Annotated in this window: 24 protein-coding genes; 16 read left to right on the forward strand and 8 right to left on the reverse strand. The window is 60.6% G+C overall.

Translation table 11 applies throughout. The features are described 5' to 3' along the window. Positions 1 to 17: 17 nt before the first annotated feature. Positions 18 to 1,910, forward strand: coding sequence for an acyl-CoA synthetase (locus CRO18_RS15565; protein ID WP_097082828.1), 1,893 nt, complete (start codon positions 18 to 20; stop codon positions 1,908 to 1,910). A gap of 111 nt (positions 1,911 to 2,021) precedes the next feature. Here CRO18_RS15565 and CRO18_RS15570 read toward each other — a convergent pair whose 3' ends face one another. Continuing rightward, on the reverse strand, positions 2,022 to 2,159 hold the full coding sequence (locus tag CRO18_RS15570; protein ID WP_076483853.1) for an entericidin A/B family lipoprotein: 138 nt from the start codon (positions 2,157 to 2,159) through the stop codon (positions 2,022 to 2,024). Positions 2,160 to 2,472: 313 nt separating this feature from the next. On the opposite strand from CRO18_RS15570, the gene CRO18_RS15575 reads away from it, so the two are divergent. Next, the gene (locus tag CRO18_RS15575; RefSeq protein WP_170952707.1) at positions 2,473 to 3,228 is read left to right on the forward strand and encodes a putative phage abortive infection protein; all 756 of its coding nucleotides are present in this window, start codon (positions 2,473 to 2,475) and stop codon (positions 3,226 to 3,228) included. Here CRO18_RS15575 and ettA read toward each other — a convergent pair whose 3' ends face one another. Further along, positions 3,229 to 4,884 (reverse strand): energy-dependent translational throttle protein EttA, encoded by a 1,656-nt coding sequence (gene ettA, locus CRO18_RS15580; RefSeq protein WP_076483855.1) that lies wholly within the window; start codon positions 4,882 to 4,884, stop codon positions 3,229 to 3,231. A 123-nt stretch (positions 4,885 to 5,007) separates the two neighbouring features. On the opposite strand from ettA, the gene CRO18_RS15585 reads away from it, so the two are divergent. From CRO18_RS15585 to CRO18_RS15595, 3 genes are all read left to right on the forward strand, one after another. Then, a complete protein-coding gene (locus CRO18_RS15585; protein ID WP_083951933.1) occupies positions 5,008 to 5,769 on the forward strand; it encodes an ion transporter in 762 nt (253 codons plus the stop codon). A 231-nt stretch (positions 5,770 to 6,000) separates the two neighbouring features. Continuing rightward, positions 6,001 to 6,417 (forward strand): hypothetical protein, encoded by a 417-nt coding sequence (locus tag CRO18_RS15590; RefSeq protein ID WP_097082830.1) that lies wholly within the window; start codon positions 6,001 to 6,003, stop codon positions 6,415 to 6,417. A gap of 603 nt (positions 6,418 to 7,020) precedes the next feature. Continuing rightward, on the forward strand, positions 7,021 to 7,437 hold the full coding sequence (locus CRO18_RS15595) for a hypothetical protein (protein ID WP_076483857.1): 417 nt from the start codon (positions 7,021 to 7,023) through the stop codon (positions 7,435 to 7,437). 73 nt (positions 7,438 to 7,510) lie between these two features. Here the strand turns inward: CRO18_RS15595 and CRO18_RS15600 are convergent, their stop codons facing one another. The 3 genes from CRO18_RS15600 to CRO18_RS15610 all read right to left on the reverse strand — a co-directional run bounded on the left by CRO18_RS15600 (position 7,511) and on the right by CRO18_RS15610 (position 10,537). Beyond that, positions 7,511 to 7,903 (reverse strand): hypothetical protein, encoded by a 393-nt coding sequence (locus tag CRO18_RS15600; RefSeq protein ID WP_097082831.1) that lies wholly within the window; start codon positions 7,901 to 7,903, stop codon positions 7,511 to 7,513. 133 nt (positions 7,904 to 8,036) lie between these two features. Then, positions 8,037 to 9,659 (reverse strand): calcium-binding protein, encoded by a 1,623-nt coding sequence (locus CRO18_RS15605; protein WP_097082832.1) that lies wholly within the window; start codon positions 9,657 to 9,659, stop codon positions 8,037 to 8,039. A 134-nt stretch (positions 9,660 to 9,793) separates the two neighbouring features. Further along, the gene (locus CRO18_RS15610) at positions 9,794 to 10,537 is read right to left on the reverse strand and encodes an N-formylglutamate amidohydrolase (protein WP_097082833.1); all 744 of its coding nucleotides are present in this window, start codon (positions 10,535 to 10,537) and stop codon (positions 9,794 to 9,796) included. Positions 10,538 to 10,669: 132 nt separating this feature from the next. Here CRO18_RS15610 and pyk point away from each other — a divergent pair, with 132 nt between their 5' ends. From pyk to CRO18_RS15650, 8 genes are all read left to right on the forward strand, one after another. Next, positions 10,670 to 12,115: a pyruvate kinase gene (pyk, locus tag CRO18_RS15615; protein ID WP_076483861.1), complete on the forward strand. Its 1,446-nt coding sequence runs from the start codon at positions 10,670 to 10,672 to the stop codon at positions 12,113 to 12,115. Between the two features lie 30 nt (positions 12,116 to 12,145). Beyond that, positions 12,146 to 12,376, forward strand: a complete 231-nt coding sequence (locus CRO18_RS15620; protein ID WP_097082834.1) for a hypothetical protein — start codon at positions 12,146 to 12,148, stop codon at positions 12,374 to 12,376. A 121-nt stretch (positions 12,377 to 12,497) separates the two neighbouring features. Continuing rightward, complete coding sequence (gene rpmI, locus CRO18_RS15625) at positions 12,498 to 12,698, forward strand: 50S ribosomal protein L35 (protein ID WP_076484010.1); 201 nt, start codon at positions 12,498 to 12,500, stop codon at positions 12,696 to 12,698. A gap of 16 nt (positions 12,699 to 12,714) precedes the next feature. Continuing rightward, positions 12,715 to 13,083 (forward strand): 50S ribosomal protein L20, encoded by a 369-nt coding sequence (gene rplT, locus CRO18_RS15630; protein WP_076483863.1) that lies wholly within the window; start codon positions 12,715 to 12,717, stop codon positions 13,081 to 13,083. 124 nt (positions 13,084 to 13,207) lie between these two features. Continuing rightward, the gene (pheS, locus tag CRO18_RS15635) at positions 13,208 to 14,290 is read left to right on the forward strand and encodes a phenylalanine--tRNA ligase subunit alpha (RefSeq protein ID WP_097082835.1); all 1,083 of its coding nucleotides are present in this window, start codon (positions 13,208 to 13,210) and stop codon (positions 14,288 to 14,290) included. Then, positions 14,287 to 14,679: a DUF2513 domain-containing protein gene (locus tag CRO18_RS15640; protein ID WP_097082836.1), complete on the forward strand. Its 393-nt coding sequence runs from the start codon at positions 14,287 to 14,289 to the stop codon at positions 14,677 to 14,679. The genes pheS and CRO18_RS15640 overlap by 4 nt, the downstream gene beginning before the upstream one ends. Beyond that, positions 14,676 to 17,084 carry a phenylalanine--tRNA ligase subunit beta gene (gene pheT / locus CRO18_RS15645; protein WP_097082837.1) on the forward strand — a complete coding sequence of 803 codons (2,409 nt, stop codon included), beginning with the start codon at positions 14,676 to 14,678 and terminating at the stop codon, positions 17,082 to 17,084. Before CRO18_RS15640 ends, pheT begins: the two co-directional genes overlap by 4 nt. A 78-nt stretch (positions 17,085 to 17,162) precedes the next feature. Further along, positions 17,163 to 18,776 (forward strand): GMC family oxidoreductase, encoded by a 1,614-nt coding sequence (locus CRO18_RS15650; protein WP_097082838.1) that lies wholly within the window; start codon positions 17,163 to 17,165, stop codon positions 18,774 to 18,776. Here the strand turns inward: CRO18_RS15650 and CRO18_RS15655 are convergent. The 3 genes from CRO18_RS15655 to CRO18_RS15665 all read right to left on the reverse strand — a co-directional run bounded on the left by CRO18_RS15655 (position 18,773) and on the right by CRO18_RS15665 (position 20,877). After that, complete coding sequence (locus tag CRO18_RS15655; RefSeq protein ID WP_076483870.1) at positions 18,773 to 19,501, reverse strand: rhomboid family intramembrane serine protease; 729 nt, start codon at positions 19,499 to 19,501, stop codon at positions 18,773 to 18,775. The genes CRO18_RS15650 and CRO18_RS15655 overlap by 4 nt on opposite strands. Positions 19,502 to 19,543: 42 nt before the next feature. Next, positions 19,544 to 19,960, reverse strand: a complete 417-nt coding sequence (locus CRO18_RS15660) for an META domain-containing protein (protein ID WP_097082839.1) — start codon at positions 19,958 to 19,960, stop codon at positions 19,544 to 19,546. Positions 19,961 to 20,034: 74 nt separating this feature from the next. Next, on the reverse strand, positions 20,035 to 20,877 hold the full coding sequence (locus tag CRO18_RS15665; protein WP_097082840.1) for a MerR family transcriptional regulator: 843 nt from the start codon (positions 20,875 to 20,877) through the stop codon (positions 20,035 to 20,037). Positions 20,878 to 20,989: 112 nt separating this feature from the next. Here CRO18_RS15665 and CRO18_RS15670 point away from each other — a divergent pair, with 112 nt between their 5' ends. From CRO18_RS15670 to CRO18_RS15680, 3 genes are all read left to right on the forward strand, one after another. Further along, the gene (locus CRO18_RS15670) at positions 20,990 to 22,273 is read left to right on the forward strand and encodes a 4-aminobutyrate--2-oxoglutarate transaminase (protein WP_076484012.1); all 1,284 of its coding nucleotides are present in this window, start codon (positions 20,990 to 20,992) and stop codon (positions 22,271 to 22,273) included. A gap of 3 nt (positions 22,274 to 22,276) precedes the next feature. Further along, positions 22,277 to 22,744 (forward strand): Lrp/AsnC family transcriptional regulator, encoded by a 468-nt coding sequence (locus tag CRO18_RS15675; RefSeq protein ID WP_097082841.1) that lies wholly within the window; start codon positions 22,277 to 22,279, stop codon positions 22,742 to 22,744. Between the two features lie 110 nt (positions 22,745 to 22,854). Further along, the gene (locus CRO18_RS15680; protein WP_097082915.1) at positions 22,855 to 23,511 is read left to right on the forward strand and encodes a GcrA family cell cycle regulator; all 657 of its coding nucleotides are present in this window, start codon (positions 22,855 to 22,857) and stop codon (positions 23,509 to 23,511) included. The last annotated feature ends 53 nt before the right edge of the window (positions 23,512 to 23,564 follow it).

Below are 23,564 nucleotides of genomic sequence, written 5' to 3' on the forward strand. Positions count from 1 at the left end.
GGCCGGGGAGGAAGATCATGACCGAGACTTTTGCGACCGTGGCCGACCGGGACCGCGTCGAGCAGCAGATGCCGTGGGAAGAACGTGACCGCGCGCTGACGATGTATGATTTCCTCTCTCGGGTGAAAGCGCAGCATGGCGCGCGCCCGGCGCTGACCTTCCAGATCACGTCAGGGCCCAAAGACCCGGCGGTGACATGGACATGGGATCAGGTGCATGCCCGTGTGACGCAAGCCGCGAACCTTCTGCGCAGCCTTGGCGTGCAAGAAGATGATACCGTCGCCTACCTGCTGCCCAACTGCCTTGAAACGGCGGTGGTGTTGTTGGCGGGCTCGGTCGCCGGGATCGTGAACCCGATCAACCCGCTTTTGGAGGCTGAACAGGTCGCCGCGATCTTGCGCGAAACCAAGGCCAAAGTTCTGGTAACGCTGAAAAGTTTCCCCAAAACCGATGTCGCGCAAAAGGCGGCAGAGGCGGTGAAACACGCGCCGAACGTCAAAGTGGTGCTGGAGGTCGACCTCAACCGCTACCTGACCGGGGCGAAAAAGCTAATCGTGCCCTTTATCCGCCCGAAAACGCATCTGAAGCACCATGCTGACGTTTATTGCTTCAACATCGCCTGTGATGGCATGCCCGCCGATCATCTGGTGTTTGACGATGCCACGGGCGACCGTGTTTCCGCCTATTTCCACACCGGCGGCACGACCGGGATGCCCAAGGTCGCACAGCACAAGTATTCGGGCATGGTCTATAACGGCTGGCTCGGCGGCACGCTATTGTTTGACCATAAAGACGTGATGATCTGCCCGCTGCCGCTCTTCCATGTGTTTGCAGCCTATCCGATCTTGATGTCGGCCATTGCCTCGGGCGCGCATGTCGTCTTCCCCACCCCTGCGGGCTATCGCGGCGAGGGCGTCTTTGACAATTTCTGGAAGCTGGTGGAGCGCTGGCAAGTGAGCTTTCTGATCACCGTGCCCACCGCGATTGCCGCGCTGATGCAGCGCAAGGTGGATGCGGATATCTCTAGCCTGCGCACCGCGATTTCTGGCTCGGCCCCCTTGCCGATAGAGCTTTATAACCGTTTCAAAGAGGCGACTGGGGTCGAAATTTGCGAAGGTTACGGGCTGACCGAAGCCACCTGTTTGGTCGCGGTGAACCCGGTCGATGGCGTGAAAAAGGTGGGATCGGTCGGCCTGCCCCTGCCCTATTCCCATGTGCGGATTTTGCGCCAGACAGACACCGGCTTTGACGAATGCGGCGTCGATGAGGTGGGCGAGATTTGCGTCGCCAACCCCGGCGTGTTTGAGGGCTCGACCTATACCGAGGTGGACAAGAACCACGATCTTTTCGCCGAAGAACGTTTCTTGCGCACCGGCGACTTGGGGCGGCTCGACCCCGATGGCTATTTGTGGATCACCGGGCGGGCGAAAGACCTGATCATTCGCGGCGGCCACAACATCGACCCCGCCGAGATTGAAGAGGCGCTGCTGAGCCATCCGGCGGTCAGCTTTGCGGGCGCCATTGGCCAGCCCGATGCTTTTGCGGGCGAATTGCCCAGCGCTTATGTGGAGCTGGTGGCAGGTGCAAGCGTCACGCTGGATGAGCTTGCCGCCCACGCCAAACGCCACATCCACGAACGCGCCGCCGTGCCCAAACATATCGAGATTTTGGAGGAACTGCCCAAAACCGCTGTGGGCAAAATCTTCAAACCCGATCTGCGCAAACGCGCGATTACGCGGGTGCTGAACGTCGCCTTGGCCGAGGGTGAAGTGGCCGCGCATGTGGTGGCGGTGGTCGAAGACAAAAAGCGCGGCCTTGTCGCGAAACTCGCCACCACCGGCGAGTTGGACGAGGCCAAACTGCGCCATGTCTTGGGGCAATTCACCGTGCCGTGGGATTGGGCGGAGTAAGATAAGGGGCATCGACTGGAAGACCAGTCACCGTCCGATTTCGCGACCATCCAGAATAAAAAAGCCCCGGCACAAGGCCGGGGCATCGCGCATCTTGGCAAATGAACGAACTTACATCTCGCTTTGCGCCTCGGCGGCCTCGCTCGTCACGGCGGAGCCAGCGGCTTGCATGTCGCGCCCAGCGCCTTTGACGGTTTCACAGGCGGTCAGCGCAAAAATGGCCAGCAGCGGAATGGCGATCTTGGTCATCGGGTCTCTCCCTTGGCTAATCTTGCCACCCAAACGCACAAAAGCCGCGAAGGGTTCCCCTCGCGGCTTTTGGCATGATGTCAAAACGGCGCTTAGCGCGTGAATTTCTTGTACTTCACCCGTTTCGGCTCAACCGCATCCGGGCCAAGGCGGCGTCGGGGAGGGAGGGGACGATGTGGATGAGGACGATTGTAGACACACGTTTCTCCTATGATACGCTAACCCCGGGTTGACAGCTTTGGTGACGCAAATGCCCTCTCGGTCCAGACCGACAATTTTCGTCTTCGTTTATTCTATCATACTCGTCCTGCTGTTGTGGGTCGCGAATCTTAAATATGGCTGGACGCTTCATGGCCCAGACGATCGCGGCACGTTCGGAGATCAATTTGGCGCGGTGAACGCGCTTTTCACCGGGCTCGCATTTGCTGGAGTTTTGTATGCTATCTTTCTTCAACGACATGAAGTCGAGCTATTGCACGAAGAATTAGAAAGAACCAAGCAGCTTCTAAAAAATCAGGAAGAACTGGCGCAACTCCAACTGGCATCCCAGCGCAAGCAGATATTTGAGGGAACCTTTTTTCAAACCTTGAGCGTGTTCAATGGGATTGTCTCGGGAATGGATCTCAAAAGCACTGGAAAACCAGATGTCACGGGCAAAGATGTTTTTCCGGTATTTTTGGATCGCATAAGGGGCATCTCACCTCTCAAAACGGCAGGATATTATCAAACGATGGAGGCAGAGAGCGTAGGTTCTTCAGAGGTAGCTTACGAGGATTTCTATAAGAAACACGCGTCAGAACTCGGGCACTATTTTAGAGTTTTGTACAATATCCTGAAACTAGTTGACCGGAGCGACGTTGATGACAAACGCTTCTATACAAACCTAGTTCGGGCACAACTTTCGGATGATGAGGCTCTTCTTCTTTTCATCAATGGAATATCTCCACGAGGCGAAAAAATAAAACCTCTTCTTGAAAAGTACTCCATGCTGAAGAACGTGCGCATGGAGGATAAGATCGTGAAGTGGGCGAGGGGGCGCACTGACTACGCCCCCTCAGCCTTCGCGTAGTTACCTCGTAAACTTCTTGTACTTCACGCGCTTCGGCTCCACCGCATCGGGGCCGAGGCGGCGGATTTTGTCTTCTTCGTAATCTTCGAAGTTGCCCTCGAAGAACTCGACATGCGCCTCGCCTTCAAAGGCAAGGATATGCGTGCACAGACGATCAAGGAAGAAGCGGTCGTGGCTGATGATGATCGCGCAGCCGGCGAAATCTTCGATCGCCGCTTCCAGCGCTTGCAGGGTTTCCACGTCCAAGTCGTTGGTCGGTTCGTCGAGCAGCAGCACGTTGCCGCCCGATTTGAGCAGTTTTGCCATATGGACGCGGTTGCGTTCCCCGCCCGACAAAAGGCCCACTTTCTTTTGCTGATCGCCGCCTTTGAAGTTGAAGGCGCCACAATAGGCGCGCGAGTTCACCTGCGCGTCGCCAAGCTCGATCAGTTCCGCCCCGCCGGAAATCTCTTCCCAAACGGTTTTATTGGCATCGAGCGCGTCGCGCGACTGGTCCACATAGGCGAGCTTCACCGTATCACCATAGCTGATGTCGCCGGCATCGGGGGTTTCTTGGCCGGTGATCATCCGGAAAAGCGTGGATTTACCCGCGCCGTTCGGCCCGATCACACCCACAATCGCCCCCGGCGGGATGCTGAAGGACAGATTTTCGATCAGCTGGCGGTCATTGTAGTGCTTGGCCAGACCTTCGACCTCGATCACCTTGCCGCCAAGGCGCGGCCCGTTCGGAATGATGATCTGCGCGGTCGAAATCCGGTCGCGCTCGGATTGATCGGCCATTTTCTCATAGGCCGAGATACGGGCTTTCGACTTGGCCTGACGGGCTTTGGCCCCGGCGCGGATCCACTCAAGTTCTTTCGCCAGCACTTTTTGCTTGGCTTTATCCTCGCGGCTTTCTTGCTCAAGGCGTTTCGCCTTTTGCTCCAGCCAGCTCGAATAGTTGCCCTCGTAGGGGATGCCCCGGCCACGGTCGAGTTCCAAAATCCAGCCGGTGATGTCGTCAAGGAAATACCGGTCGTGGGTGACGATCAGGATCGTGCCTTTGTATTCGATCAGGTGCTTTTGCAGCCAAGCGATGGTTTCGGCGTCAAGGTGGTTGGTCGGTTCGTCGAGCAGCAGCATGTCGGGCGCTTCAAGAAGCAGCTTACACAAAGCCACCCGGCGGCGTTCCCCGCCCGAAAGCGTCGCGACATTGGCATCATCGGGCGGGCAGCGCAGGGCTTCCATCGCCACGTCGATCTGGCTGTCGAGATCCCAAAGGTTCTCGGCGTCGATCTCATCTTGAAGCTGCGCCATTTCCTCGGCGGTCTCGTCCGAGTAGTTCATCGCGAGGTCGTTGTAGCGCGCGATTTTCGCGGTCTTTTCCGCGACACCGAGCATGACGTTTTCGCGCACGCTCAGGCTTTCATCCAGCTGCGGCTCTTGCGGCAGGTAGCCGATCTTGGCGCCCTTGGCGGCCCAAGCCTCGCCAGAGAAATCCTTGTCCCAGCCCGCCATAATGCGCAGAAGCGTCGATTTACCGGCGCCGTTGACACCGACCACACCGATTTTCACGCCGGGCAGGAAGTTCAGGCGGATGTTTTCGAAGCATTTCTTGCCACCCGGATAGGTCTTGGAGACACCATCCATGTGGTAGACATATTGATAGGAAGCCATGCGCGCACCTTTGGGAATGAGGGTTTGGTGGCTAGATAGGGGAAATGGCCCTTCGGGGGAAGGGGCGGAAAGGCGCAGTTGGCAACTGCGCAAGGGTGTTTTAGCCTGTCTTCAGAGGTGGGCATGCTGAAGACACTGAGAAAACTCTACTTTGGCAATTCGAAACGCGCCCATGCGTTTCGCTACGGGCTATTGGCCTTTGACCTGCTGACGGTGGTCTTTGTCATCACCACCTCCTTTTTTCCCCACACGGCGGCGGTTGAGACAGCCGATGAGGTGATTGGCGTGGTGATCGTGCTCGATTTCCTGGCCCGCTTCGCGATTGAACCGCGCAAGCTGATGTTCTGGGCGCGGTTCTCCACCTGGGCCGACCTTGTGGCTTTGGTGTCATTTATCGCGCCCGTGGCAGGGGAAAGCTTTGGCTTCATGCGGGTGCTGCGCACGTTGCGGCTCCTGCACGCCTATCAGATGCTCAGCCGCCTGCGGCAGGATTTCAGCGCGTTTCGCCGCCATGAAGAGGTGATTTTGGCCACGATCAACCTGCTGGTCTTCCTGTTTGTGATGACCGGGCTGATCTATGCAACGCAGTTTCCCTCGAACCCGCAGATCCAAAACTACGCCGATGCGCTTTATTTCACGGTGACCACGCTCACGACCACCGGCTTTGGCGACATAACCCTGCAAGGCACTTCGGGTCGGCTTTTGGCTGTGGCGGTGATGATCTTTGGCGTGACCCTGTTTTTGCGGCTGGCACAGGTGCTCTTTCGCCCCTCCAAGGTGAAATACGAATGCCCCACCTGCGGGCTCAAGCTGCATGATGCCGATGCGGTGCATTGCAAGCATTGCGGCACGATCGTGCATATCGACACCGAAGGCTACACCTGACCTTTCCCATCGCTGCCAGATTGATGCGCTGCAACGGGTCGTTGCGGTGGCAAAAAAGTTCCCGTTTTTCCAGTTCACATCCACGCGACAATGGTTTTTCAGCGCACAATAGATGGTGCGTTTCGATGAATTCACACATCAAACGCACAGGCCTATATCTCCCTCATGACGACGGAACAACCCGCCGACCCGACCTAAAACACTGATAGATATAGAGAACTGGAGAATATCATGCGTACCACTGTTGCCCTTGCCGCTGCCGCCCTTGCTCTGAGTGCAGGCTTTGCCAGCGCCTCCGAACCGAACCAAGGCCTGAAACAAATCGCGGCCTATCTGGGCGTGGATGCGGGCGCCTACAGCGCGACCGAACTGCACGAACTGCTCGCGGCGCGCAAAGACGGCGACCAATCGACCTACGCTTATCTGCTTGAGCGTGGCGACCTGAACAAAGATGCGGCCACCTCGGCGGGTAAATCCCAACTCGCGGCGCAGCTGAAGCTTGACCCGTCGGAATACACCTCGAACGAGTTGACGCTGATCAGCGAAGCCCGCCGCGATGGCGACCGGAATGCGGAGCGCTTCCTGCTCAACCATGAAAACCGCAACAACATCTACCATCCGGTGCCGCAAATCGGCCGCGACAGCTGATTTGAGATCACAGACAACCAAAAGGGCAGCTCCTCACGGGGCTGCCCTTTTTGCATTTAGGCCCCATAGACCCCACGCGCTGCGAAGCCGGATCGCCGCTAAGCGCAATACGTCAATCATGGTGAGAAGCCTCCGCTCAAGCGTCGCAGCGCAGATCCGATTGCCGTGACGAGTGCGCCCCGCACGCGCGACGCATTCCACACCGATCCCCGCACCGCGCGGATTGAGCGCTGGTGACAGGCGAGTCGTCAGGGCTGAGCCTCTTCTCCCTGATGCGCGACTTCTGCCCACCTGCAGACAGAAGCTGCCTTCGCCTAGGCAGTGCATTCCGCGCCATTCTGCCTATTGCGGCCCTATGAGGCCTCAGGCGGCGACGCCCCTCCCGCACCTTGACGAAGGCGAGCACCCAAACGGAAGCGGCCCGAATTGGTTCCGTATACCATCGCTCACAAACGTGCGATTTTGGTTCATTTTTGCACATTAGTTGGATTAATTAGATAAATTTACAGTCCATTCGCACAGTCCTATATCTTCCTCATGAAGACGAAACGAGCCGTCAAACAAACCTAACACACTGATAGATATAGAAAACTGGAGAACATCATGCGTAACACCGTAGCCATCGCCGCCGTCGCCCTTGCACTTGGCACCAGCTTTGCCAGCGCCGCCGAACCGCGCCAAGGCCTGCAACAAATTGCCGACTACCTTGGCCTTGATGCGGGCGCCTATAGCGCGACCGAACTGCACGAACTTCTGGCCGCGCGCGATGCCGGCGACCAATCGACCTACGCTTATCTGCTTGAGCGTGGCGACCTCGCCAAAGATGCCGCCGCCTCGGATGGCAAATCGCAGCTTGCCGCGCAGCTTGGTCTGGATGCGTCGGCCTTCACCTCCGCAGAACTCACCCAAATCAGCGATGCCCGTCGCGATGGCGACCGGAATGCGGAGCATTTCCTGCTCAACCATGAAAACCGCAACAACATCTACCACCCGGTGCCGCAAATCGGCCACGACAGCTAATCCGATGCGACAACAAGAAAGGGGCAGTTCCTGACGGAGCTGCCCCTTTTTTTATGGAGATACGGCAGCGCGCCTAGGCGCTGCGAAACCGGATCACGGCGGGATGCAGCAAGGCTGCGTGCGTGGCTTCCACGATCACAGCGGGAAACCCCTCGATCAGCAAACGCACATCGCGCCCGATTTGCTCAAATTGCAAATCCTCTGCGCGGGGCACTGGCCCTTCGATCGCCAGTTCGATCACATCGCCCGGCCGAAAGCCCGTGATCCGCGGCAAGGCCTCAAGCGGCACATCCTCAACACGCCGCGCCGATGGAGTTGCTCTGAGACGCGCGCTGCGCCGTGGCTTCAAGGGCTCGAGGGGTTCAAACGCCTGATACTGTGCAGCACGCCGTGCAAACAGCCGCCGCAACTCGACCCAAAGCACAATCACGATTGCGCAGCTTAAAGAGAGGATCAGTGCAAACATTGACCCTGTCCTCCTTGCAAGGTTTCAGATCGACCGGACACCCAACCGACAGATCGCAAAAGACAGATCGCTTTGAAACCCCTCTCGCACCAAAGGCGCGAGAGGCTGTGGCAATGCCCTAAGCGCGAAAGCCTCAGGCTGATTCCACCAAGCGCACGGTGACGCTCGTGACCGGGAATTGCGCCGGGTCGACCCCGTCGATGACCATCAGCGCTTTGCCGTTATAGCTGATCAGCGTGCTATTGCTGCCATAAGCCGAGGTCGTCACCGTGCCAGCCAAACTATCGGTCAGCACCTCGACAGCATCGCTGCCCACCTCAAAATCAGTCACATGGACTAGATCGTAGGTGTCAGGCTCATCGGTTGCGGCCAGGAAGGTGTCGTTCCCGCTGCCCCCCGTCAACAGCGCCCCATCCTCACCGGCGAGCGTGTCATTGCCAGCACCGCCATCAAGGATCGACGGACCGGATGCAGACGCTTCGCCAAGCGCGCCAAGGAAATCATCGCCATCGCCGCCAAGCAAGGTATTCATGCCGCCCCTCGCAGCAAGCGTGTCATTGCCTGTGCCGCCATCAAGCAGGTTGTTCCCGGCAGTATCGACCAACACATCATTGTCAGCGCCGCCGTTCAGCGTGTCATCGCCATCGCCGCCGTTGAGAAGATCGCCACCGGTGTAACCATTGAGCAGGTCATTGCCAGCACCGCCGAGAAGGAGGTCTGTATCACTGCCCCCATCGAGGTTGTCATCCCCAGCGCCGCCGTCCAAGATGTCATTGCCGGTGTTGCCGATCAGATAATCATCGCCGTCACCGCCCTCGAGGCTGTCATCGCCTGCTTCGCCGTAAAGCGTATCGCCGTTGCCGCCGCCCAAAAGCGTGTCATTGCCATCGCCGCCAAACAGGGTGTCGAAGCCATAACCGCCATTGAGCAGGTCATCGCCGCCAAGCCCCTCGATGAAATCGGCCCCAAGCCAGCTTGCGATATCATCATCGAATTCGGTGCCGGTCAGGCTGTCAGCCCCGTTGGTGCCAACCATTTGCAGGCCAGCCTGCTGCTGTGCGCCAACCAAAGTCGGATAGATGACGGTTGTGTCATCATCTTCGATGGTTAGCGAAACCTGCCCATCCAGATCGGCGGCCGAACCGCCATCAAAGAAGGCCACGGTCTCCCCGCCGAAGCTGAGCGACGCGCCGCCATCGACATCTTGCAAGGTGAAGGGCGTGCCGGGTGTGTAAGAGCTCACGCCGAGGATGAACTCCTGATCCTCATCCGGCGTGAAATCGGAAACGATGACAGGGTCATCGCCGCTTTGCCAAACAGACACAAAGAGGTCACTGCCATCACCGCCAACGAGCGTATCGCCATCATCGCCAACCAGCGTGTCATTACTCGCGCCGCCTTGAATAAGGTCCGCGCCGCTGCCGTCCAGATCAACGGCTGCAACAAAGTCGTTGCCATAGCCGCCATGCAGCGTGTCAGAACCTGCGGTGTCAATCAGCTCATCCGCCCCGAGGTTGCCGCGCAGAACGTCGTTGCCCGCGCCGCCAAGGATCGAGTCATTGCCGTGGCCACCGTCGATATAATCATTGCCGTCGGTGCCGATGAATTCCCCGTCGTCGTCGCCGAAAATCGTTACGCCGAGACCGGTGTTGGACTGTTCGTTGTTCGAGGAACCATCGTCGTCATCGTCGCCCCCCGCGAAGGCCAAACCAGCGAGCAAGAAAGGGAACATCGAAAGAAGAATGAGACTGCCCATGGCACGCTCCAATAAATACACGTTAATAAATCGCTACCTTCCAGCCATACTTTTGGCAAGAAGACCCTAAACCTTGGATGATAATTGGGAAATTATGGAAACAATGCGGCACGCAGACGGCATTTGTTTCGCGCTCAAAGGCCGCTCTGCCGCAATGTTGCCACAAGAATGAACGCGAGCCGCGCGGCCCAATCAGATTGGCCCGATTCGGCCTCAATCAGATCCTGACGCAGCTCAATCAGCACATTTGGCCGCCCCGGCCCCAAGGCGTGGCGATCGATGCTGTCGCCCACCAAATGCCCGGTATAGGGTTCATTGTCGCCTACACAGATCCCTTCTGCCTCAAGCGCCGCAATCAGCGGGAGCGCCAAACGGCTATCAAGATGCGAATGCAGGATGCCGACCTCCCACGGGCGCGGCGCACGCCCGCGCAACCGCGGCGTAAACGAATGGATGGCGCAAATCACCGTATCGGAGGAACGCGCCGCCAAAAGCTCCAACGCGTCGTGATAAGGCCGATGCAGCCGCGCAAGGCGTTCTTCCATGCCCGCCGCCGATATGCCCCGGTTCGCAGGGATCACTGTGCCATCATAGAGTTGCATGACCAAAGTGGGATCGTCTTCACCCCGGTTCGGGTCAATCACCAGCCGCGAGAAATCGGACCAGATGATCGGCGCCTCCAGATGCGTGGCCAATTTTTGCGCCAGACCAAGTGCCCCGATGTCATAGGCGATGTGGCGCCCCATCTCGGCGGGCGCGATCCCCAGATCGCCGCCCCCCACCCAATCGGGCACACGATTGGTGGCGTGATCCACCGTCACAAGCCAGCGCGCGGCACGATTTTCGGTGATCTGATGAAAAGGTGCATCCACAGTCATGGTTTCTTCGTCATTATGTTGCACTGAAGATTTAGACGGCCCGCAAGCGGAGTGCCAGTTGCCCTAAGCAAAGTTTTACGGCATAGAGAACGCGGCCCACGAAATGACAGCAACACGAACACCCGAGGACGCATGAGACGCCTTCGCAATGTCAAGATCGTGGCCACGCTTGGCCCCGCATCTTCTGATTACAAAACCATCCGCGCATTGTTTGAGGCGGGCGCAGACGTGTTCCGGCTCAACATGAGCCATGGCACGCATGACGAACACCGCGTGCGCTATGACATCATCCGCCAGATCGAGGCCGATACCGGGCGCCCGGTGGCGGTTCTGGCCGACCTTCAGGGACCAAAGCTGCGCGTCGGCACCTTTGCCGCCGTCGCCGCCGAGCTTGAAGAAGGCCAAATGTTCCGGCTCGATCTCGACCCGACTGAGGGCGACAGCCACCGTGTGTGCCTGCCCCACCCGGAGATCTTCGCCGCCCTCGAAGCGGGCGCGCGGCTTCTCGTCAATGACGGGAAGATCCGGCTCAAAGTGTTGGACTGCGGCCCCGATTACGCCAATTGCGAAGTGATGGTGGGCGGCACGATTTCCAACCGCAAGGGCGTGAACGTGCCTGATGTGGTTCTGCCGCTGGCCGCACTGTCCGACAAAGACCGCGTCGATCTGGAATTTGCCTGCGAACTGGGGGCCGACTGGCTTGCGCTCAGCTTCGTGCAGCGCCCCGAAGACGTGATCGAAGCCAAGGAACTGGCCAAGGGCCGCGCGATGGTGCTCTCGAAAATCGAGAAACCCTCGGCAGAGCGCGCATTTGACGAAATCCTTGAAGTGTCGGACGGGATCATGGTCGCCCGGGGCGATCTGGGCGTGGAACTGCCTGTTGAGGCTGTGCCGCCGATCCAAAAGCGCTTGATCCGCAAATGCCGCGCCGCCGCCAAGCCGGTGATCGTGGCGACGCAGATGCTCGAAAGCATGATCGAAAGCCCGATGCCGACCCGCGCCGAAGTGTCGGACGTGGCGACGGCCATCTATGAAGGCGCCGATGCGGTGATGCTTTCGGCGGAATCCGCGGCCGGGCGCTACCCGATTGACGCGGTGCAGACGATGAACGCGGTCGCCCAATCGGTCGAAAGCGACAGCACCTACCGCGACATCATCGAGGCCAGCCGCTCGGCGGTGCGCCAAACGGTGACCGATGGCATCGTGGCTGCGGCGCGCGAAATCGCCGAAACCACCGATGTTTCGGCGATCTGCTGCTACACCCAATCGGGCAAAACCGTGGGTCTGGTGTGCCGCGAACGCCCGCGCGTACCGATCATTGCGCTGTCGCCGATCACGCAAACCCTGCGCAAGCTGTGCTTGAACTGGGGCGTGCATGCGGTGCGCTGCGATAAGGTGAGCCGCTTCAAAGAAGCTGTGGTCAATGCCGCCCGTGCGGCGCGCGACTATGGCTTTGCCGATGAAAGCCACCAGATCATCGTTGTGGCCGGTGTTCCCTTCAACGTGACCGGCACCACCAACATCTTGCGCGTCGCGCCTTGTGACGAACGATTGATCTACCGCACCGACCCGGAGTAACCTTCGTTAACGAAGACTCCGGAGGCCACGATGCATAACGCCGATCTCTATCTTGTTTTGGGCATCATCGTGGCCGCGTTTGCGATCCCGGCGGTGATTTCTGCCTTTTCCGATAGCCGCCCGCCCCGCGCCGCCGCGATTGCGGTGCTGGTGGGCGGCGGGTTGATCCTCTTCGCCTTCATCTCACGGCCGGGCGGCTACACGCCCGACCAGATCCCCGCCGCGTTCACCCGCGTTCTGGCTTGGCTCCTGAACCAATAGAACAAGGTCGGTTTTCCCTTGCCAAAAGCTGCGGGGCAGTCTAAAGGCCCCCACCTACCCCGCGCGGCCGGCCAATAGTGGCATGCCGAGTCGTGCGTTCACTCTCGAAAAGGAGATGAAAATGCCCAAGATGAAGACAAAATCGGCCGCCAAAAAGCGGTTCAAATTCACCGCGTCCGGCAAAGTTATTGCTGGTCCGGCTGGTAAGCGCCACGGCATGATCAAGCGCACCACCAAGTTCATCCGCGACAGCGCGGGCACGATGATCTTGTCCGATGCGGACGCGAAGATCGTCAAAAAATACATGCCCTACAACCGCTGATCAGGAGGCCTGAAACATGTCCCGCGTTAAATCCGGCAAGGTGACTCACGCCTCGCACAAAAAAGTTCTGAAGAAAGCGAAAGGCTACTACTCGGCCCGTTCGCGTAACTTCCGTACCGCGACCCAAGCCGTCGACAAGGCGAACCAATACGCCACCCGCGACCGTAAACAGCGCAAACGGAATTTCCGCGCGCTGTGGATCCAGCGTATCAACGCTGCTGTGCGCGCGTTCGACGCCGATATGACCTATTCGCGTTTCATCAACGGTCTGGCGCTTGCCGGGATCGAAGTGGACCGCAAAGTTCTGGCCGATCTCGCGATCGCTGAGCCGGAAGCGTTCGGTGCCATCGTCGAAAAGGCGAAGGCTGCCGCGGCCGCTGCCTAATTTCCCCTTTCGGGAACACATTAACCCCCGCGCGGCACCGCCCTCGCGGGGGTTTTTCTTTGATCTGCTTGAAATCGGGGCGCGGCGCGGTATGAACAGCGCAACCACCCCAAGGAGAGACGTCATGACCGCGCTCGATGTGCTTAAAGCGAAATATCTCGAAGGCATCGAGGCCGCTTCCGATGAGGCGAGCCTGGAAGAGTTGCGGCTGGCCGCGCTGGGTAAAAAGGGCGAGATCAGCCTGAAAATGCGCGAACTGGGCAAAATGACCCCGGAAGAGCGTCAAACCACCGGCGCCGCGCTGAACCGTCTGAAAGACGAGATCGACGCCGCCCTGCGCGCGAAGAAAGAGGCACTTGCCGATGCGGCGCTTGAAGCGCGCCTGCAATCGGAATGGCTGGATGTGACGCTGCCGGGCCGCCCGCGCCGCCAAGGCACGATCCACCCGGTTTCCCAAGTGATGGATGAAGTCACCGCGATCTTTGCCGATATGGGCTTTGCCGTGGCTGAAGGCCCGCAGGTGGAAAGCGATTGGTATAACTTCGACGCGCTCAACATCGCGCCCGAACACCCCGCCCGCCAAGAGCATGACACGTTCTTCATGGCGCGCGACGCGGCTGACCCGCGCCCGCCGCATGTGCTGCGCACCCACACCAGCCCGGTGCAAATCCGCTCCATGCAAGCGCAAGGCGCGCCCATCCGCATCATCGCGCCGGGCCGTGTTTACCGCATGGATATGGACCAAACCCACACCCCGATGTTCCACCAAGTCGAGGGTCTGGCGATTGGCAAAGACATCTCGATGGCGAACCTGAAATGGGTGCTCGAAGAGTTCTGCAAAACCTTCTTTGAGGTGCCCTCGGTCGAACTGCGCTTCCGCGCCAGCCACTTCCCCTTCACCGAACCCTCGGCCGAAGTGGATATTCGCTGCTCGTGGGACAATGGCCAGTTGAAGATTGGCGAGGGCAATTCGTGGATGGAAATCCTTGGCTCGGGCATGGTGCACCCCAAAGTGCTCAGCGCCGCCGGGATCGACCCGAAGGAATACCAAGGCTTTGCCTTCGGCATTGGCATCGACCGTTTGGCCATGCTGAAATACGGCATCCCCGACCTGCGCGCGTTCTTTGAAAGCGACCTACGCTGGCTGCGCCACTACGGCTTTGCCGCGCTCGATTTGCCGACGGTGTTTGGGGGCTTGAGTAAGTGAAGCGTGATCCCGAAATTGTGCGGCAGTTACTGCTCAAGGCCGCAGATCGCGATGAAGCGATCATTCTCGTAGCCGACATAGCGACGTCGGAAGAGGAAAGGTATCACCTTCATCTTCTAAACGAGATCAGCTTCATTCGAGTTTTCGACCAATCAGGCAACTCCTACATCGGTGGTTCTGCGCTTGAATTGTCTAGGTTTGCAGGAGCGACGATGAGCGTTGCAAGTGCGGGGCACGACTACTTAGACGCGATCCGCGACGAAGGGATTTGGCAAAAAACAAAAGAGGGAGCTGCCAAAATGGGCGGAGTCACCTTGGGCATCATGAAAGATATTGCGGTTGTTTATATGAAAGAGGCAGCCGCTGAAAAGCTGGGGATCACGCTATGAAATTCACCCTCTCCTGGCTGAAAGACCATCTCGACACCGACGCTTCGGTGGAGGAGATCGCCGAAGCGCTCACCGACCTTGGCCTTGAGGTTGAGGAAGTCGTGAACCCGGCGGCGAAGCTTGCCACCTTCACGCTGGCCAAAGTGCTGCATGCCGAAAAGCACCCCGATGCGGATAAGCTGCGCGTGTGCAAAGTGCTGACGAACGAGGGCGAGAAGGTCATCGTTTGCGGCGCGCCGAATGCGCGTGAAGGCATCACCGTCGTTTTGGCGAAACCGGGCGACTATGTGCCGGGCATTGATGTCACTTTGGGCGTGGGCAAAATTCGCGGCATCGAGAGCCACGGGATGATGTGCTCCGAACGCGAGTTGGAACTGTCGGACGAGCATAACGGCATTATCGAACTGCCCTCGGGCGAGGTCGGCGACACATTCATCGACTGGTTGGCCGAAAACCGCCCCGAAGCGGTGGACCCGGTGATTGAAATCGCGATCACGCCGAACCGCCCCGATGCGTTGGGCGTGCGCGGTGTGGCACGGGATTTGGCCGCGCGCGGCATCGGCCAGTTGAAACCGCTCGAAGTGGAATCGGTGCCGGGCGGATTTGACAGCCCGATTTCGGTGCAAATTGACCCGGCGCTGAAAGAAAAAGGCTGCCCGCATTTCACTGGGCGTTTGATCCGTGGCGTGAAGAACGGCCCCTCGCCCGCTTGGCTACAAGCGCGGCTGATGGCGATTGGCCTGCGCCCGATCTCGGCCTTGGTCGATATCACCAACTACTTCACCTATGATCTGAACCGCCCGCTCCACGTCTTTGACGCGGCGAAAGTGGCGGGCAATCTGCGGATCATCCCCGCCAAGGGCGGCGAAGAGTTGCTGGCGCTGGATGGCAAGACCTACACGCTGAGCACCGGCCAAATGGTGATTTGCGACGATAAAGAGCCCGAAAGCTTGGCCGGGATCATGGGCGGCGAGCTTTCGGGCGCGACAGAAGAGACCACCGATGTCTTCCTCGAAAGCGCCTATTGGGACCCGATCACCATTGCCGCCACGGGCCGCGCGCTGAAAATCAACTCCGATGCGCGCTACCGCTTTGAACGCGGCGTGGACCCGGCCTTCACGCTGCCGGGGCTGGAACTGGCGACGCAAATGGTGCTGGACCTGTGCGGTGGTGAAGCCTCGAACGTGGTCTCGGACGGTGCGCCGCTGGATACCACCCGCGCCTATAAGCTCGACCCGGCCCGCGTGATCTCGCTTGTTGGGATGGAGATCCCGGAAGCGACGCAACGCGAAACGCTCACCGCGCTTGGCTTCACGCTTGAGGGCGATATGGCCACGCCCCCGAGCTGGCGCCCCGATGTTTTGGGCGAAGCCGATCTGGTCGAGGAAGTGGCGCGGATCGCCTCGCTCACCAAGCTTGAGGGCAAGCCGATGGCGCGTGAAACCACGGGCGTGCCCGATGCCATTTTGACGCCGCTGCAAGTGCGCGAACGCACGGTGCGCCGCACGATTGCCGCGCTTGGCTACAATGAATGCGTGACCTACAGCTTCATTGACGCGAAATCGGCCACGTTGTTTGGCGGCGGGGCCGAGGCCACGCGGCTTGAAAACCCGATTTCCTCGGAAATGACCCATCTGCGCCCGGACCTTTTGCCGGGGCTCTTACAAGCCGCTGCGCGCAACCAAGCGCGTGGCTTTGCCGATCTGGCGCTGTTTGAGGTTGGGCCGGCCTTCACCGGCGGCGAACCGGGCGACCAAGTGCTGCAAGCGGCGGGTCTTTTGGTTGGCGCATCCGCCCCTCGCGACCCGTGGGGCTCGCGCCGCGCGGTGGATGTTTATGACGCCAAGGCCGATGTCGAAGCCGTGCTGAGCGCCATCGGTGCGCCTGCACGCGCGCAAATCAACCGCAAGGTGGCGGGCTGGTTCCATCCGGGCCGGTCGGGCAATATCGCGCTTGGGCCGAACCTGATGGCGAGCTTTGGCGAAGTGCATCCGAAAGTGCTGCGCGAAATGGGCGTGAAAGGCCCGGCAGTCGCGTTCACGCTGCATATCGCTGCCGTGCCCTTCCCGAAGGTGAAAACCCCCACCCGCGCCGCGCTGAAACTGAGCGATCTGCATGCCGTGGAGCGCGATTTCGCCTTTGTGGTGGATGCGGGCGTCGAGGCGATCACCGCCGTAAACGCCGCCTACGGCGCCGATAAAGCGCTGATCGAGGCGGTTTCGGTCTTTGACCAGTTCACCGGCGCGAAAGCCGAAGAACAGATGGGCCCTGGCAAAAAGTCGATCGCGCTTTCGGTGCGGCTGCAACCGCGCGACAAAACGCTGACCGATGCCGAGATTGAGGCCGTGGCGCAAAAGGTGGTCGATAAGGTCACCAAAGCCACCGGCGGCACGCAACGCAAATAACCGCGCGTCGCGTGACGCAAGTCACGCTGTGCAAAGGGCAAAAACAGGTTAGGCTCCTCCCATCCGGGAGGGGCCTTTTTGCAATTTGATTATGTGATCTTGGGCGGCGGCTCGGCGGGCGCGGTTCTGGCAGCACGGCTCAGCGAAGATGCCGATGTTTCCGTCTGCTTGGTCGAGGCGGGGGACGAGGCGCGCGATATTTTGGTGCGGGCACCCGCATTGGTGGCGGCTTTGGTGCCGGGCTATTTGCGCGCGCACAACTGGGCACTGCACACCGTTCCGCAACCGGGGCTCAACGGGCGGAGGGGGTTCCAGCCGCGTGGGCGGGGTTTGGGCGGCTCTTCGGCCATTAACGCAATGCTTTATGTGCGCGGCCACCCCTCCGACTATGATCGCTGGGCCGAGATGGGGGCCACAGGCTGGGCGTGGGGGGATTGCCTGCCGTGGTTCAAAACGTCCGAGCGCAATATGCGCGGGGTGTGCGCCTTGCATGGCGATGCCGGGCCGCTGCAAGTGGGCGATCAACGCCGCCCGCGCAAAATCTCGCAAGCCTTTATCGAGGCTTGCGGCGCAGTCGGCTGCGCGCCGAATAAGGATTTCAACGGGCCGGACCAAGAAGGCGCAGGGCTCTACCAAGTCACGCAATTTTGGGATGGGCCGCACAAGGGCGAGCGCTGTTCGGCGGCTGCCGCCTATCTTCACCCGGCAATGCAGCGCCCTAATCTGACTGTGCTCACCCGCAGCCGCGCGGAAAAAATCCTGCTTGAAGATGGGCGCGCGGTGGGTGCTTTGGTGCGCCAAGGCCGCAAGCGGTTGCGGGTTGAGGCGCGGGCAGAGGTGATTGTGTCGGCGGGTACCTTTGGCTCGCCCCAGCTTTTGATGCTTTCGGGCATCGGCCCCGGCGCGCATCTGCAAAGCCTTGGCATTGCGGTGCACCATAACCTGCCCGGTGTGGGTGAAAACCTGCATGACCACCTTGATTACATCATTTCCTACACCTCGCCCCGGCGCGATGTGGTGGGGCTGAACCCCGGCGGGCTGATGCGGCTTGCCCGCGCCGCAGGGGGCTGGCGCAAACATGGCGAGGGGCTTTTTGCCTCCCCCATGGCAGAGGGCGGGGCGTTCTTGCGCTCCGCGCCTGATGCGCCGATCCCGGATTTACAGATGCATTTCGTTGTCGGCATCGTCGATCAGCACATGCGCAAGATGCATACAGCCAATGGCTGGTCTGCCCATATCTGTGCCCTGAGGCCCCATGGGCGCGGCACGCTGCGTCTGGCCTCAAAGAACCCGCGCAAAGCGCCGCTGATTGACCCCGCCTTTTTGGCGGATGCGCGCGATGAAGCGCTGATGCTGCGCGCCGGACAGGTGCTGGAAAAGATCACCTCGGCAGCGCCGTTGGCGCCGTGGCGGGGCGAGCGGCTGTACCCGCATGATGGGTCAGATGCGGCGATCATGGCCGATATCCGCGCCCGCGCCGATACCGTTTATCACCCCGTTGGTACCTGCCGGATGGGCACCGATGAGCAGGCCGTGGTGGACCCAAAACTGCGGGTGCGCGGCATTGCAGGGCTGCGGGTGGTTGATGCCTCGGTCATGCCGCAGCTTTTGGGCGGCAATACCAATGCCCCAACGATCATGATTGCGGAACGCGCGGCAGCCTTTATCCGCGCCGATCGCAAAGGCGGTTAGCGCCGCCTGCGTGGCACGATCGGCACCGAGGTCGCTTGATAGTCGATGGACGGATGGGGCGGTTGGCCCTGCGTTTGCCCCCAAAACGCCGGGCCGCCAAGGCGCAAAAAGCGCGGCAAAATCATCGCAACGCCCGCCACGAAGCCCCCCACATGCGCCATATAGGCCACGCCATCGCTGCCCGCGCCAAGGCTGTTAAACAGCTGAAACGCGAACCATGCCCCCAGCACCCAAAAGGCGCGCAGGGTGAAAATTTTGTAGATGATGATGAAGATCACCAAAATATCGACACGGGCGCGGGGAAAAAGCAGCAAATACCCCCCCATCACCGCCGCCACCGCGCCGGAGGCCCCAACCATTGGCACCGAACTATGGGGCTCAAGCGCGATCTGCGCGGCCGCGGCAGCCAACCCGCCCAGCAGGTAAAAGATCGCAAAGCCAAAATGGCCAAGCTGGTCTTCTAAGTTGTCGCCAAAGACCCATAAAAACAGCATATTACCGCCGATATGCATGATCCCGGCATGTAAGAACATGTAGGTGAACAGCCCATGCAGCCAGACGCCATGCGTGACCGCCTCGGGATACAGCGCGCCCTGCAGCCACAGCCCGCGCATATTGCCCCCCCAATCTACGGTGAGCAGATAGATGATAAGATTGAGCGCAATGATCGCCCAAGTGACCCAAGGCGTGCGGTTCGACGGGTTGTGATCGCGGATCGGGAACATGAGGCGAGCCTTTCGGAAACCTGTGGCGGCGTCAAGCGGGGCTCATTTATGCGCACGGATCAGCGGCTTGCCTTCAAGATCGGTGAATTCCAGCGTCTCGCCCACAAGCCGCAGCCCCTTGGCGCGGCCAATCGTGGAATGGAAGGCCTGCTCCACCTCCATCTGCGTGGGCGGGCACATCATCCGGGTGCCGCTCAGCGCGCCGACATGCAACAGGTTTTCACGCATCTCGACCCGGCCAGAATAGCGGTTGCAGCCAGATTGCCCTGCAATCACCCCCGGTTCGGGCGCGGTCATCGTGACCGCGATCCCATCGGGCACCACCATTCCCGCAATATCGAACACATGCCATTGGCTCGCGTGATCGAGCAAGTTCAGCGGATCGGTCAAAGGTTTGGGCGCCTCTTCCTTGCAGGCGGCAAGGGCAAGGACCAGAACAAGCAGCAGGCTCGGGCGCATGGGCACTCCATCAATTTGGACGAGACTGCGCTTGCCCAGACGACGACGCAAGTCGCCTCACGCAAAGGTGTGCCCTAGAACGTGGGCGGCGTGTTCACCCAGATCACCACCGTGCGCCCATCGGCGGCATTGGCCCAAGCATGCGGGCGGCGGCTTTCAAAATAGATGCTGTCGCCGGGGCCAAGTTCGTGCAGTTCATCGCCATCTAGGGTGATGCGAAAGCGCCCCTCAATCACGGTGATAAACTCTTCGCCCGCATGGCCATAGCCGCCCTCAGACGCGGCACCGGGGGCGAGAATGAAGCGGTGGCAATCCATCTGCCGCTCGCCCTCAGCCAAAACCTCGACCCGCACGCCCTCGACCGGCATCGGCCAAATCCGCGCCGCGCCCGCGCGCACGACGGGATGCCCCTCTTCTTCCTGCCCAGACAGGCGCGAGACCGTGGTGCCATAATATTGCGCGAGATCGGCAAGCGTCTTGAACGACACGCCTGCCCCGGTGCGCTCAAGCGTGCTGAGCCCAGAGGCCGAGGCCCCAACGGCCTGCGCCACCGCCTCCAGCGTTTCGCCGCGCGCTTGGCGCAATTGGCGCAAAGCCGCGCCAAGTGGTTCATTGGTGATCGCGGCCTCAGTGGGGGCGCTGTTTTCACTTTCGAGCGCGGCCCGAATGGCCGCCGGGTTCAACCCCGCCTCGCGCCGCAAATAAGCGATGCGCTGCAACCGCGCCACATCCGCCGCCGCGTAAAGCCGCTGCCCAGAGGCACGGCGCTGCGGTGTCACCAAGCCTTGCTTCTCCCACAGCCGCAGGGTGGAGGGCGCAACACCCGCCGCGCGTGCCGCCTCGGTCACCCGAAAAAGCGGGGGCGGCGCATCTGGTTCCGCGTTGGATGAAACAGGTTTGGGCAATGGATCAGTCATTTTTGCAGCCTTACGCCCAGAAGATGCGCCCTGCCACCGAAACTGACAAGAATTTTCTTGCAGAAAAAATGCAAAGTGATGAAGGATGGGGCATCTCGAATCGGAGCCCCCCATGACTGTCCAGACCTCGCCGGAACTCACCGCACGCCGCCAAGACGCCATCGCCAAGGGCGTTGGTATGACGACGCAGATCTATGCCGAACGGGCAGAGAATGCGGAGATCTGGGACAAAAACGGCACCCGATATATCGACTTTGCGGCGGGCATCGCGGTGGTGAACACCGGGCACCGCCACCCAAAGGTGATCGAGGCGGTGAAGAAGCAATTGGATGCGTTCACCCACACCTGCCACCAAGTCGTGCCTTATGAAAACTACCTCGCGCTGGCTGAGCGGTTGAACGCGCTGGTGCCGGGGGATTTTGCGAAGAAAACCATCTTTGCGACCACTGGGGCGGAAGCGGTGGAAAACGCCGTGAAGATCGCGCGGCACTATACCGGGCGCGCGGGCGTTGTGGCCTTTGCGGGCGGCTTTCATGGCCGTACTTTCATGGGCATGACGCTGACCGGCAAGGTCGCGCCCTATAAAGCGGGCTTCGGCCCGATGATGAATGATGTTTGGCACCTGCCCTTCCCCTGCCCGCTGCATGGCGTGAGCGCCGAAGAGGCCGTCGCGGGGCTGGAGCGGCTCTTTAAAGCGGATATCGAACCGGGCCGTGTGGCGGCGATTATCGTTGAACCCGTGCAGGGCGAAGGCGGCTTCTACCCGGTGCCCGAAGGGTTCATGGGCAAGCTACGCGAACTTTGCGACAAGCATGGGATCGTGCTGATTGCCGATGAAGTGCAGACTGGCTTTGCCCGCACCGGCAAGCTTTTCGCGATGGAACACCACGGCGTTGCGGCGGACCTCACCACGATGGCGAAGGGGCTGGGCGGGGGTTTCCCGATCTCGGCGGTGACCGGGAAAGCCGAAATTATGGACAGCCCGAACCCCGGCGGGCTGGGCGGCACCTATGCCGGTGCGCCGATTGCCGTGGCTGCCGCCCATGCGGTTTTGGATGTGATCGAAGAAGAAGACCTTTGCGCCCGCGCCGAACGCTTGGGGGCACGGCTCAAACAACGCTTGGCGGCGATGCAAGACGCGGTGCCGGAAATCGTCGATATCCGCGGCCCCGGCTTCATGAATGCGGTCGAATTCAACGTCGCCGGCACCGAGACGCCGAACCCCGAAATGACCAACCGCATCCGCGAAGAAGCGCTGAAACGCGGCCTGATCCTGCTCACCTGCGGGGTTTATGGCAATGTGATCCGCTTCCTTGCGCCGCTCACCATCCCCGATGCAATCTTTGACGAGGCGCTTGATATCCTTGAAGCCTCGATCCTTGCGGCGAAGGGCTAAACGATGTGGGGCGAGGCACCGCACGGGCCTGAGCGGCTGGATACCACCGACCAACGCCTGATCGCGGCCTTGCGCCGCGACGGGCGGGCGGCGGTCTCTGACCTTGCCGGGCACTTGGGTCTGTCGCGCGCCACGGTGCGCGCGCGGATTGAGCGGCTGATGAACCGGGGGGAAATTTCGGGCTTCACAGTGATCACCCGCACCGATATCGCCACCGCCCCGGTGCGCGGACTGATGATGCTGGCCATCGACGGGCGGCAAACCGAAAAGATCGTCACGCGCCTTTTGGGTCTGCCGCCGGTGCAAGCCGTGCACACCACCAATGGGCAATGGGATCTGATCGCGGAAATTGGCGCGCGGTCTTTGGCAGAACTGGACGAGACGCTGCTGCAGATCCGCCGTCTTGAGGGTGTCAGCCGCACCGAGACGAACCTACAGCTCTCGTCGCGCCGCCCCGCAGCCCGGTTCTAGGCGATCTCGCGCGCGAGGCCTTGAATTTCCGGGTCTTCGGTTGTATCTCGCCACGTCCCGGTTAGAATGGGTCAAGACCGCCCCCGAAGGGCGCCAACGAAGGTATGCCGATGTCCTGGACCGATGAACGCGTCGAACTTCTCAAGAAGATGTGGACCGAGGGGCAATCTGCCAGCCAGATCGCTAAGGAACTGGGCGGGGTGACCCGCAATGCCGTGATCGGCAAGGTTCACCGGCTGGGCTTGTCGAACCGGGTGGAAGGGGGCGCAAGTGCCGCCGCTGCGGCCCCCGCCGCCGCGCCCGCGCCCAAACCCGCCGCACCGGAACCCACGCCCACCCCCGCCGCTGCGGCCCCTGCCGCGCGCCCGGAACCCGAGGTTGAAGTCGAGCCCGTGCGCCCGGCTGCCGCCGCAACCCCGCGCCCGACGCCCGCGCCCGCTGCTGCGCCTAGCGCCCCCACCGCGGCCCCGGCACCTGCGCTGCGCAAACCGGGTATTGTGCCCGCGGGCCAACCGCTGCCGCCGCAGCCCTCGCTCAATGAAATCAGCCCCGAGACGCTGGCTTCGGTCCGCGAAGTGGAAAAACGCTCGCGTAAAATCTCGCTGATGGAACTGACCGAGCGCACCTGCAAATGGCCGATCGGCGACCCGGCGACGGATAATTTCTATTTCTGCGGCCTGCCCGCGCAAGCTGGCAAACCCTATTGCGAGGCGCATGTCTCGGTGGCGTTCCAACCGATGAGCGCCCGCCGCGACCGCCGCCGCTAAGCGGTTCAAAAATCAAAGCAAAAAGGGCGCCGCGTGGCGCCCTTTGTTGTTTC

The organism is Rhodobacter sp. JA431 (assembly GCF_900217725.1).
Lineage (GTDB): Bacteria > Pseudomonadota > Alphaproteobacteria > Rhodobacterales > Rhodobacteraceae > Rhodobacter > Rhodobacter aestuarii.